The 11,434-nt window shown below is 64.4% G+C and carries 12 protein-coding genes (1 of these 12 running past the window's edge); 4 read left to right on the top strand and 8 right to left on the bottom strand.

Features of this window, described 5'->3' with window-relative positions:
• Nucleotides 1-168, top strand: the end of a protein-coding gene (locus P6U30_RS34220) for a hypothetical protein (protein ID WP_407167097.1). Its footprint begins 450 nt before the window's first position; only the last 168 of its 618 coding nucleotides appear in the window; its start codon lies beyond the left edge, outside the window; its stop codon occupies nucleotides 166-168.
• A gap of 84 nt (nucleotides 169-252) precedes the next feature.
• On the opposite strand, the gene P6U30_RS34215 is transcribed toward P6U30_RS34220, so the two are convergent.
• Nucleotides 253-1,341, bottom strand: a complete 1,089-nt coding sequence (locus tag P6U30_RS34215) for a TRAP transporter substrate-binding protein (RefSeq protein WP_407167096.1) — start codon at nucleotides 1,339-1,341, stop codon at nucleotides 253-255.
• Between the two features lie 303 nt (nucleotides 1,342-1,644).
• Here P6U30_RS34215 and P6U30_RS34210 point away from each other — a divergent pair, with 303 nt between their 5' ends.
• A complete protein-coding gene (locus tag P6U30_RS34210; RefSeq protein ID WP_407167095.1) occupies nucleotides 1,645-2,730 on the top strand; it encodes an NAD-dependent epimerase/dehydratase family protein in 1,086 nt (361 codons plus the stop codon).
• A gap of 197 nt (nucleotides 2,731-2,927) precedes the next feature.
• Here the strand turns inward: P6U30_RS34210 and P6U30_RS34205 are convergent, their stop codons facing one another.
• From P6U30_RS34205 to P6U30_RS34190, 4 genes are all read right to left on the bottom strand, one after another.
• Nucleotides 2,928-4,235, bottom strand: coding sequence for an NAD(P)H-dependent oxidoreductase (locus tag P6U30_RS34205; RefSeq protein ID WP_407167094.1), 1,308 nt, complete (start codon nucleotides 4,233-4,235; stop codon nucleotides 2,928-2,930).
• Nucleotides 4,236-4,389: 154 nt separating this feature from the next.
• Complete coding sequence (locus tag P6U30_RS34200; RefSeq protein ID WP_407167093.1) at nucleotides 4,390-5,190, bottom strand: phytanoyl-CoA dioxygenase family protein; 801 nt, start codon at nucleotides 5,188-5,190, stop codon at nucleotides 4,390-4,392.
• A 113-nt stretch (nucleotides 5,191-5,303) separates the two neighbouring features.
• Nucleotides 5,304-5,978 carry a GntR family transcriptional regulator gene (locus tag P6U30_RS34195; RefSeq protein WP_407167092.1) on the bottom strand — a complete coding sequence of 225 codons (675 nt, stop codon included), beginning with the start codon at nucleotides 5,976-5,978 and terminating at the stop codon, nucleotides 5,304-5,306.
• 166 nt (nucleotides 5,979-6,144) lie between these two features.
• Complete coding sequence (locus P6U30_RS34190) at nucleotides 6,145-7,011, bottom strand: sigma-70 family RNA polymerase sigma factor (RefSeq protein WP_407167091.1); 867 nt, start codon at nucleotides 7,009-7,011, stop codon at nucleotides 6,145-6,147.
• 113 nt (nucleotides 7,012-7,124) lie between these two features.
• On the opposite strand from P6U30_RS34190, the gene P6U30_RS34185 reads away from it, so the two are divergent.
• Nucleotides 7,125-7,580 carry a carboxymuconolactone decarboxylase family protein gene (locus P6U30_RS34185; protein WP_407167090.1) on the top strand — a complete coding sequence of 152 codons (456 nt, stop codon included), beginning with the start codon at nucleotides 7,125-7,127 and terminating at the stop codon, nucleotides 7,578-7,580.
• A gap of 93 nt (nucleotides 7,581-7,673) precedes the next feature.
• On the opposite strand, the gene P6U30_RS34180 is transcribed toward P6U30_RS34185, so the two are convergent.
• Nucleotides 7,674-8,483, bottom strand: a complete 810-nt coding sequence (locus P6U30_RS34180) for an alpha/beta fold hydrolase (protein WP_407167089.1) — start codon at nucleotides 8,481-8,483, stop codon at nucleotides 7,674-7,676.
• Between the two features lie 152 nt (nucleotides 8,484-8,635).
• Here P6U30_RS34180 and P6U30_RS34175 point away from each other — a divergent pair, with 152 nt between their 5' ends.
• Nucleotides 8,636-9,178, top strand: a complete 543-nt coding sequence (locus tag P6U30_RS34175; RefSeq protein WP_407167088.1) for a methylated-DNA--[protein]-cysteine S-methyltransferase — start codon at nucleotides 8,636-8,638, stop codon at nucleotides 9,176-9,178.
• A gap of 176 nt (nucleotides 9,179-9,354) precedes the next feature.
• Here P6U30_RS34175 and P6U30_RS34170 read toward each other — a convergent pair whose 3' ends face one another.
• Nucleotides 9,355-10,224, bottom strand: coding sequence for an MBL fold metallo-hydrolase (locus tag P6U30_RS34170; RefSeq protein ID WP_407167087.1), 870 nt, complete (start codon nucleotides 10,222-10,224; stop codon nucleotides 9,355-9,357).
• 18 nt (nucleotides 10,225-10,242) lie between these two features.
• Entirely contained in the window at nucleotides 10,243-11,433 is a 1,191-nt protein-coding gene (locus tag P6U30_RS34165) for a serine hydrolase domain-containing protein (protein WP_407167086.1), read from the bottom strand.
• Nucleotide 11,434 lies beyond the last annotated feature (1 nt).

The following is an 11,434-nucleotide window of genomic DNA, read 5'->3' as shown; positions in this document are numbered from 1 at the left end:
CAGGCCGACAAGAAGATGTCGGCCAGCGACAAGAAGGAAGCGCTCGCCGATCTCAACGAGGCCCTGAAGTCGCCGCCGCCGGCGGTCGAAAACAAGGGCAACATCGACCTGGTCACGAAGAACTACGACAAGCTGATGACAGCGTTCGGCGGCAGCGACGAGAACTGAGCCGCCATCGAATCGAGATGCAGCCCCGGAGAACTCTCCGGGGCTTTTTTCTTGTGCCGACTCGTTCGGGCGAGGTTTTGCTATTTATGTCCGCGTGCGCATCCGCATCATGAAGCTGTCGAACGAGAGCTCCGCGACCTGCATCCAGGCGAGCGATTCGTTGCGATAGCTCGTCAGGCTCGCATACATCTTGCCGAAATGCGGGTTGCTCTTGGCGAGGTCGGCATAGATCTCGTTGGCCGCGTTGTAGCAGCCCTCCAGCACCTCTTGTGGGAACGGCCGCAATTGCGCGCCGGCCACGATCAGGCGTTTCAGCGCCGGCGGATTGACGGCGTCATATTTGCCGGTCACCCAGGTGAACGTGTCTTCGGATGCGGCCTGGATCGCCGCCTGATAATGTCTCGGCAATGCGTTCCACTTCTGGGCATTCATCACGTTGTGGCCCTGGCCGGTGCCCTCCCACCAGCCAGGATAGTAGTAGAATTTCGCCACCTTCACGAAGCCGAGCTTCTCGTCGTCATACGGCCCGACCCATTCGGCGGCATCGATGGTGCCCTTCTCCAACGCCGGATAGATGTCGCCGCCCGCGATCTGTTGCGGCACGCCGCCGACCTTGGCGATGATCGTGCCGGCGAAGCCGCCGACGCGGAATTTCAGGCCTTGCAGATCGGCCATCGACTTGATCTCCTTCCGGAACCAGCCGCCCATCTGGGCGCCGGTCGAGCCGGTCGGAATGCCGACGCAGTTGTAGTCCTTGAGCAGATCGTTGATGAGCTCGCTGCCGCCACCCCATTGCAGCCAGGAGATGTGCTGGCGGGTGTTGAGGCCGAACGGCAGCGACGTGCCGAAGGTGAACGCCGGATTCTTGCCCCAGTAGTAGTACAGCGCCGTGTTGCCCATCTCGACCGTGCCGTTGGAGACGGCATCCAGCACCTGCAGGCCCGGCACGATCTCGCCGGCCGCAAATGACTGGATCTGGAATCGGTTGTCGGTGATCTCGGCGACGCGCTTGCAGAAGAATTCGCAGCCGCCATAGAGCGTATCGAGCGCCTTCGGCCAGCTTGCCGCCAGCCGCCACCTGACTTCCGGCATCGACTGCGCAACGGCAGGTGCCGCCACCGCGCTCGCGGCCAAGCCGACGCCGCCGGTCTTCAAGAAATCACGACGTTTCATGCGTTTCCCTCCTGTTTGTCGAGATCTCGACCGGGGAACGATCTTGCTGCCGTCTTTCTTCGCCGATCGATCGACGTTGTTGTGGTGAGTGTGCGTGGTGGCCCTCGACGGCTCTTGTTGGTGGATGCCGCGTATGCGGTTCCGTGGGTGAGGATGACCGTTCGAACCAGGAAATCAAGCGTCCATGCTCACCACGGCTGCGAACATCAGGGAAGATGCCGCGGTGCGAAGAGCAGGACAGACGCTGCCCGAGGCGCTGCGATCTGCTAGGCAAGGGGACGAGCGTGATGGGAGTTCAAGGACATGGCCCATAAGAAAGTCGTGGTCGCCGGCGCAACCGGCCTCGTCGGCAGCGCTGCCTTGCGACACTTCCGCGCATCCGGTGATTGCGAGCGCATCGCGCTGTCGCGCCGCAAGCCGCGCGATCTCTATGGCGCGCATCACGTACCGATCGACCTGGTGAGCGCGGAAGATTGCCGGCGCGCCGCAGCCGAGCTCAACGGCGCGACCCATTTGATCTATGCCGCGCTCTATGAAGCCCCGAACCTGGTCGACGGCTGGCGCGAGGCGCAACAGATCGCGACCAACGACCTGATGCTGCGCAATTTGATGGGGGCGCTCGAACCGATCGCGCCTGACCTGAAGCATGTCGCGCTGCTGCAGGGCACCAAGGCCTATGGCATCCACGTCCGGCCGCTCATGGTGCCGGCGCGCGAGGGCCGCTCGGAAATGTATGAGCAGCCGAACTTCTACTGGGCGCAGGAGAACTTTCTGCGCGACCTGCAACAGGGCAAGCGCTGGCACTGGAGCATCCTGCGTCCCGTGCTCATCATCGGCGAGGCCATGGGCGGCGCGATGGACCTGATCCCGCCGCTCGGCGTCTACGCCGCGATGCTGCGCGCGGAGGGTCGGCCGCTCGATTATCCCGGCGGCGCGCCGCGGGTGGCGCAAGCGGTCGATGTCGATCTGTTGGCCCGTGCGATTGCCTGGTCGGGCGAAGCCGAGACCGCGCGCAACGAGGCCTTCAACGTCACCAATGGCGACGTCTTCACCTGGGACAACATCTGGCCGGCGATCGCAGATGCGCTCGAGATGAAGCCGGGCCGCCACGTGCCGCTGTCGCTCGCACGGGAATATCCGAAATGGATCGCACCGTGGGACGAACTGCGCAAGGCGCATGGTTTGATCGCGCCCGGTCTCGAAGAATTCGTCGGCCTGTCGTTCCAGTATGCCGATTACAGCATGCGCTATGGGCAAACCGAGGCGGGCCCGCCCTCGATCGTCTCGACCGTCAAGATCAACCAGGCCGGCTTCACCGAGATGATGGACACCGAGGTGATGTTCCGTAAATGGTTCAAGCGGGCGAAGGCCAGCCGGTTGCTGCCTTGAGTCAGTCAGCCTCTGCTCTCTCATCTCCCTCTCCCCGTTCCTACGGGGAGAGGGTTGGGGTGAGGGGCTCCATCCGGTGAGCACGTCGCGGCTTGGTTAGCAGCATGACTTGCCCATCGCCGGCGCGATCCGACCTCTCCCCGTAGAGGACGGGGAGAAGTTGAGAGCTCTTTCGTCTTTCGAGTCGAGCGAGTTCGTTAGCGTGAAAACGCCTTCTCCATCGCCTTGCGCGTCTTGATGGTGTCGTTGCTCTCGTCGACCTCGACATCGCTCCAGCGCACGACGGCGCCATGGGCGACGTCGTGCTTCAGCTTGACGCGATGCGCGAGCCCGATCGGCAGCGCGCCGGCGGCGAGGCTGGCGGCAGCCGGCATCAGCTTGCCCCACACCGTGTAGCCGCCTTCGCCGTCGAGCATCTCGCCGGCACGCAGGTTGCGCTTGGCGACGGACGCGACATCGCCGCGGAAGCCGCGCGGCTGCCCGGTCGGCTCGTTGCGCAGCGCGGCCGACAGTATCGAGATGTTCAGTTCGAGCCCGATCAGATGATAGGGTTTGTACATTGCGGCAAAGCGGCCCGATGAATCAGTCTTGAGGCCGTATTGCTTGAAGCAGTCGGCGGCATAGTCGTTCGGCGCTTCCAGCACCACGTAGACGCCCCAGCGCAGGTCGCGGAACACCGGGCGACCGTCGCGCTCCAGCGACGACACCACCTCCACGATGCCGGATTTCTCCAGCACGCCACCTTTGTCGCGCGGCCGCATCACATGCGGCAGGTCGTCGACGCCACAGGGTGGAAACAGCAGTCCTTGTGAAGGCACGTCGAGGCTGCAAGCGTTGGCGATCGCTGCCATCTCGATCGCGGATTTGGTGCCGTCGAGGAAGGAATTGAACATCTGCGGATTCATGCCTGCGGATTGCGCCTCGCCTGCGGTGAGCCCGTAGTGCTGCCAGACGCCCTCCGGCGTCACGTCGTGATAGGCGGGCAGGTACTTCGTGCCCTTGCCGGCCGCGACCACGCGGAAGCCCGTCGCGCGCGCCCAATCCACCATCTCTGCGGTCAGCGCCGGCTGATCGCCGTAAGCGAGTGAATAGACCACGCCGGCCTTCCGCGCTTCTTCGGCGAGCAGCGGTCCCGCCAGCACGTCGGCCTCGACATTGACCATCACGACATGCTTGCCGGCGGCGATCGCGGCGCGGGCATGGCGGATGCCGACCGCGGGATTGCCGGTCGCTTCCACCACCACGTCGAACGCGCCGCCGGCGACCGCCCGCGCGCCGTCGTCGGTGAAGGTGGTCGCCTTGATCCGCTCGTCGTCCCAGCCGACCGTGCGGCACGCCTCGCGCGCACGATCAGGGTCGAGATCGACAATCACGGGCACCTCAAGCCCCGGCGTATGCGGCAGCTGCGACAGGAACATCGAACCGAATTTTCCGGCGCCGATCAGCACGACGCGGACGGGTTTTCCGGCTGCGGCGCGGGTTTGGAGGAGGTGATGCAGATTCATGATGTGGATCCGATGTTGGTGCGCCGAGGCGTAGACCGTCTCCAAATTCGTCATGGCCGGGCGTAACCCGGCCATCCCACGCCTTGGCGAGAGCACTTGTGCTTGTTCGTGGATGCCCGGGTCAAGCCCGGCCATGACGACTGTGTGCTGATCGTTACTCTGCCGCCTGCCGCGGCGCACGTGCCAACCGCAGCAATGCGTCGTCGTCCACGGTCTGGATCGGCGTGAAATCGCGGTGCGCAATGTAGTCCGGCCGCGTCGGGGTGCGGATGTAGTTCGAAACCGCATTCAGCGTCAGGTAGACGATCTTGCGCGGATAAGGCGTGATGTTCCCGCTCGATCCGTGCACCAGATTGCCGTGGAACATCAGCATGCCGCCGGCCTTGCCGGTCGGCGCGACGATGCCGCCCTGCTTCACCAGCCGCGTGACAGTCTCCTCATCCAGCGTCCACAACGGGTACGATGTGGTCTCGAGATCGTGCGAGGCCTTGAGGTCGCCGGCGGTCTGGCTCTTCGGCACCAGCATCAGAGGGCCGTTGATCGGCATCACCTCGTCGAGGAAGATCGCGATGTTCATCGCCCGCGGCTCCGGCATACCGTCGTCGCGCTTCCAGGTGCCGTAGTCCTGGTGCCACTGCCAGACGTCGCCGGTGAAGGCAGCCTTCGCGTTGATCTTGAACTGATGCATGTAGACCTTCTCGCCGAAGACCTGCTCGATCGGTTCGATCATGCGCGGATGCGCGCCGAGAACGGCGAACCCCTCGTTGTAGAGATGCGCGGCAAACGCTGTGCGCGGTGCGCCGCTCTTCTCGCGCCACACCTCGGGGCGGTTGGCGTCATAGATCGAGACCGCCTCGCGCGCGAGGAAATCGACCTCCTCCTGGCTGAACAGCTCGGGCAGGAACAGCCAGCCTTCGCGATGGAAAAATTCGACCTGCTCCGGGGTCAATTTCATGGTGCTTTCCTCCTGTTGTTCGTTGTTGTCATTCCGGGACACGCGCAGCGAACCCGGAATCTCGAGGTTCCGGGATCGGTGCTTCGCACCGCTCCGGAACGACGACGCGAAAATCACGCCGCTACGTCGATTGCCCTCAGCTTCTCTTCCGTCATCCGTCCCGCCGTCTGCGCATGCGCGAGCGCGGCGGCCTCGGCGCCTGCCGCGTTGCCGGAGAAAATCTGCGCGGCGATAGCCTCGTGCTCAGTCCAGGCGCTGTCGCGATAATCCAGCTCGGCAAGCACGGTTGCCATCGAGCGGCGCATGTGCGGCCATTGCGGCGCGATCATTTCCTCGATCGCGGAGTTGCCGGCCAGGCGATAGATCGCGCTGTGGAAGTCGACGTCGAGGGCGATCAGGCGTGCCAGCGGCGTGTCGCCATCGATCGCGCGCCCGGCTTCGAGCGCCGCCGCGAGCTGCGCACGTCCCGCCGGGTCTTCCTTCACACGCACGGCTGCGAGCCGTGCCGCCAGCGCATCGACCGCGCCGCGCACCTCGTAGAGCTGGCGGATACGCAGCGGATCGAGCTGGGTCACCTCGAAGCCACGCCGGCCGCTTTCGGCGACGAGGCCTTGCCGGTGCAAGAGATGCAATGCGTGCGAGACCGGCTGGCGCGAAACGCCGAGTTTTTCGGCAAGTTCATTCTGGGTGATGCGCTGGCCGGGCAGCAGCGTGCGATCGATGATCGCCTCCAATATCCGCGCATAGACCTGGTCGATCAGGTTCGGAAGCGGGTCCAATGGGATCATGCCGGCCATCCATCATGGAATACGGAATTCCGTATTCGAAGCGGAGGCTACGGCGTTGACCGCGAACGGTCAAGCGTTCGTTTTCCGATTCATGTAATCGATTGAAAACTATGAGCTTCTGTTCTGGCCATGGCCGGGCGACGCCGTTTGCGGCAAGCGCCCAGCCTCAGGCGCGATCGAGCACCTCGACATCGAACGTCTCGATCTGCCCTGGTTCGGCGACCGCCTCGATCGCGGCGATCCTGTCGCCGGCAATCGTAACGCGCAGCACGAGGCGCAACTGGCCGCCAAGGATGACGGCAATGCCGATCTCGCTATCGACCAGCGCGGGCCTTCCCGCCTTTGCCCGTCCCTTGAACGCCTCGGCGACGGCCGCCGCGCCACGGATCTCCGGAAGCGAGCCGAGCCGCTGCGCGGCCTGATCAGCGCGCACCACCACATCAGGATCGAGCACCGCGAGCAGCCCTTCGAAATCGCCGTTGCGGGAGGCCGCGAGAAACGCCTCGACGATTCCGCGCTGCCGGCTGAGGTCAGCGTCCGCCGCGGGCGGCGTGCCTTGCACACGGCGTCGCCCGCGGCTGGCAAGCTGCCGCGCGGCGGCCGGCGTGCGGCCGACGATCGGCGCGATCTCCTCGAACGGCACCGCGAACATATCGTGCAGCACGAAGGCGAGCCGCTCGGCCGGGGCCAGCGTTTCGAGCACCACCAGGAGCGCGGCGCCGACGGAATCGGCCATTTCGGCCTCCCGTTCGTGATCACTGTCGGCAATCGGTTCCGGCACCTGCGGGCCCATCGGCTCCTCACGGCGCGATTTGCGCGACCTCAACATGTCCAGACAGATGCGGGAGATCACGGTGGTCAGGAAGCCACCGAGATTGTCGACGGTCGCGGCGTCGGTGCGGCTCAGCCGCAGCCAGGTTTCCTGCACGGCGTCGTCGACCTCGGCGGTCGAGCCCAGCATGCGATAGGCCACAGCCCGCAAGCGGGGCCGGTTGGCCTCGAACTGCTCGGCCAGAAATTTTTTCTCGTCCATCGGTCACATTCCCTTGGGTTTGCTCCGTCACGGCCATGACGGAGCAAACCCGGCCGATGTGACAGCAGATCGGCACGGCCGCGTCAAAAAATGCAAAGCAGGAGACTGACACCATGCAAGCCCGTATGAACCACCCGGTCATGGTCATCCCGGAGGCCATGAAGGCGATCCAGGTGCTCAACGAGAGCACCAAGCAGGGGCTCCCGGAACGGCTGCTCGAGCTGGTCCATTTGCGCGCCAGCCAGATCAACGGCTGCAGCGTCTGTGTCGACATGCATCCCAAGCTCGCCAAGCGCGCGGGCGAGACCGATGAGCGGCTGTTCGCCGTCGCCGCCTGGCGCGACACGCCCTATTTCACCGAAGCCGAGCGCGCCGCGCTCGCGCTCACCGAAGCGTTGACCCGGCTCAGCGACCGCGAGGATCCGGTGCCGGACGCGATCTGGAACGAGGCCGACAAGCATTTCGACGAACGCGAACTCGCGGCGCTGGTTCTCGCGATCGCTGAGATCAATGTGTGGAATCGGCTCAACGTCGCCGTGCGCCAACCGGTCGGCGCGTGGAAGATGTGAGCCGCTGTTCTCCCTCTCCCCGTCCTTCACGGGGGGCGAGACGAGCGCAGCTCGCTCTTGGAGGGTCGGGGTGAGGGGGCGAGGTAAGTAAGCTCAGCTTGCCAAGAACTCGAGCACGATCTCGCAATAGCGCCGCGGCGCCTGCTCGAACATCGGATGCGTGGTGCCCGGGATCATCTCGACGCGCGCGTCCTTCACATTGGCGGCGAGCGCATGCAGCACCTTCGGCAGCACGCCCTTGGTGTTGGCGCCGCCGATGAAAAGCGTCGGCGCCTTGATCGCCTCCGCATCCGCCTTGGAAAAGGGCGGCCGCTTGTCGCGCGTCTGGCCGATCAGCGTCGTGGCGTTGTCGAGCAGCATCTGTTTCGGCGCGGCCGGCAGGCGCCGCCAGGCGCCGGGGCCTTCCAACGCGTCGATGAAGATCTGCATGCCGCCGTCGATATCGCCCTTGGCGATCAGGTCGGCGGAGGCCGCGATCCGCGCCGCGAGCGGCGACGGGCCGGGTTGGAAGTCAGGATCGAGCGTGCCGTCAAGCTCGCCGCCGGGTTCGGCGAGGATCACCTTGCGCAAGAGATCCGGTCGCCGCTGCGCGACCCGAAACGAGATGTGACCGCCGCGGGAATGGCCCATCAGGTCGACCGGCCTTGAGTCGAATTTCTCGATGAAGGCGATCACATCGTCGACGTGCTGGGCGATCGAATAGGTGTCGCCGACGCCATCCCATTGCGCCGGGAAAAAGTGCCGCAGACTGACTGCAATCACGCGGTGCTTGCGCGTCAGCGGCCCCAGCACGGCCGACCAGATCCGGAAATCGCACAGCGAGCCGTGCACGCAGACCAGCGGCGGGCCCACGCCGATATCGAGATAGGGCATATCGAAACCGTTGACGTGGAGGCTTTGCATAGGGGCTCGCGAACTGCGTGATGTTGTTGATTTGGGAGAAGTTCCCACAGGATTCGGGTGGATAGCAACATTCTCCAAGCCTAGATTCCGCTCCAACATCAGGTTCAGAAGATGAGCCCAGGAAATATCCAATGGAACATCTGGAGCGAGCTATGACGGGCCAGAATTTTGCGATTTTCGACACCCCGATCGGCGCCTGCGGCGTGGTCTGGGGCGAGCACGGCATCACCGGCGTGCAACTGCCGATGGGTAACGAAGAAAAGACGCGCAAGCGCATTGTCCAGCGCAGCGGTGACGTCACCGAAGCGGCCCCGCCGGCCGAGGTGCAGCACGCGATCGACGGCATGGTCGAGCTATTGACCGGCAAGCCGAACGACCTTGCCGACATCGTGCTCGATCTCGAGGGCGTGCCCGAGTTCAACCGCGGCGTCTACGACATCGCGCGCAGGATCCCGCCGGGCAAGACCATGACCTATGGCGAGATTGCCAAGCAGCTCGGCGGCGTCGAACTGTCGCGCGACGTCGGCCAGGCGCTCGGCCGCAACCCGTGCCCGATCGTTGTGCCTTGTCACCGCGTGCTGGCGGCGGGCAACAAGCCCGGCGGCTTCTCCGCCAATGGCGGCGTCGTCACCAAGCTGAAGATGCTGGAGATCGAAGGCGCGGTCGTGAACCACACGCCGAGCTTGTTCGATTGAGGCCGGGCGGTCTCTCCACGCCCTCTCCCCGTTCTTTACGGAGAGAGGGTTGGGGTGAAGGGCTCTATCCACGAGGCGGTGGCAGCCGAAAGACCTGTACGCCCTCACCCGGATTGCATCCTGCGATGCAATCCGACCTCTCCCCGCAAGCGGGGCGAGGTGAAGTGAGCGAACGACTACGCCATTTCGCACACGAATCCGTTGCCCTTCCGCTTGATCCTGCCGGCCGACGGCGAGGGGAAATGCGCGGGGCAGCACAACGTGTCGGTGTCGCAATAACGCTCGAGGAAGCTACGGCGTGTCTTCGCCGCGAGCGCAGGATCGACGTCGAACTTCGGCGACAGCTCCGGATAATGCGTCTGAATCGGCGAATGCATCAGATCGCCTGAGAACACCGCGTCGTCCTTGCCGCGGCCGAAGCTGAAGGCGACATGGCCCGGCGTGTGGCCGGGCGTCGGCAGGATGCGGGTGTGATCGCCGATCGCGAAATCGCTGCGCACAATCTCGGCTCTGCCCGCTTCGACCACCGGCAGCACGCTGTCGACGAACGGGCCGACCTCAGCCTTCGCATTGGTCTCGGTCCAGTAGTCGAACTCGGTCTTGTCGAACACGTAGCGCGCGTTGGGGAAGGTCGGCACCCAGCGGCCGTTCTCCAGCCGTGTATTCCAGCCGACATGGTCGACATGCATATGCGTACACATCACGTAATCGATGTCGCCGACCGTAACGCCCGCTGCGGCGAGCGCGCGCAAATAGCCGTCGTCGGTCTTCATGTTCCAGCTCGGCCGTGTCGGCCGCGGCTTGTCGTTGCCGATGCAGCTATCGATCAGGATGGTGTGGTGCGGCGTCTTCACGACGTAGGACTGGAACGCCAGGATCAGCGTGTCGCTGTCGTCGAGCGCGCCGGCGGCCTTCATCCAGGCGCGGTTCTCCGCGAGCATGTCGGGCGTCAGTCCGGGCAGCATGTCGAGTGCCGGCAGGAAGGTGGTCTCCTGCTCGATGATGCGATGAATGGTGAGATCGCCGACGGTAAATTTCAGGCTCATGGTGCTTTCCTTGGAAAGTCAGTGCGCGTCGCGCACGGCGGGAATAACGATGTTGGCAAGGATATCCATCGCCGCAAGGCCTTCCTTCGGAAGACCGTACTGCGCGGCGGTCGTTATCATCACAAGATCGAGATTGGGGACGATGATGATGCGCTGGCCACCCCAACCGAACGCCGCGACCCACGTCACTTCCCTGCCGTCTGACAAGGAACGCCCCAGCCACCACTGATAGCCGTAGAACAGCGTGCCGCCAAAATAGCCGACCGCCTGGAAACGCGGCGCGATCGATTGCGCGATCCAATCCCGTGAGATGATCTGCTGGCCGTTCCAGATGCCGTGATTGAGCACGAGCTGGCCGATCTTGGCAGCATCGCGCGGCCGCAGCCTGAGGCCGGCCGCGGCCGCGATCTTGCCGTTCTTCGGATATGTCTTCCACTCGAGATCGGTGATGCCGAGCGGCTGGAACAGCACCTCGCGCGCAAAGGTCTCGAGCGGCTTGCCGGAGACCCGTTCAACGATGTGACCCAGCAGGTCGGTCCCACCGCCATTGTAGGTCCACAACGTATCTGGCGGCGCGGCGATCGGCCGCGAAAGCACATAGCCCACTGGATCAGGCTCATATCCCAGATGCGGCTCGTCGTTGCCAGGATCAGCCCATGCCAGCGTCTCATCCCATTTGATGCCTGACGACATCGTCAGCAAATGGCGCAGCGTGATTGAGTCCCATCCCGCCGGTCGCGGCGCTTGATGATCCGGGAAAAACTTGAGCACGGGCTCGTCGACGCCAGCGATGAGTTTGCGGTCGATGGCAAGGCCAACGAGCAGCGACATCACGCTCTTCGACGCCGAACGCATATCGTGCTTGGTGGTGGCCGTGAATTCGCTGCGGCCCGCCGGATGACCCCATGGCTGGTCGATCCCGGCAAAATATTGCTCGAACACCAGCTTGCCGTGCCGCGCCACCACGACGGCGTGAACCTCCGAGCTCCTGAGCTGCACTCGTTCGGCGATGCCGCAGAGCCGCGCGCCGTCCATGCCGACGCTCTCGGGCGAGGCGATCACCCAGCCATCGTCGAGCGACGACGGTGATCCGCAAGCGAGATTTCGTTGACCGATCGCCATGCTGTCCGCCCTTGCTGACGTACTTGACGGGATCGGCGCGAGCAAAAGGCTCGCGCAGAGAAGGATTTTGGGGAGGCGATCGCTCATG

Origin of the sequence: Bradyrhizobium sp. ORS 111, assembly GCF_045571485.1 — a bacterium.
Taxonomy (GTDB): Bacteria; Pseudomonadota; Alphaproteobacteria; order Rhizobiales; family Xanthobacteraceae; genus Bradyrhizobium.
Note: the sequence above shows the minus strand (reverse complement) of the source record. Positions and strands in the feature narration are given on the sequence as shown.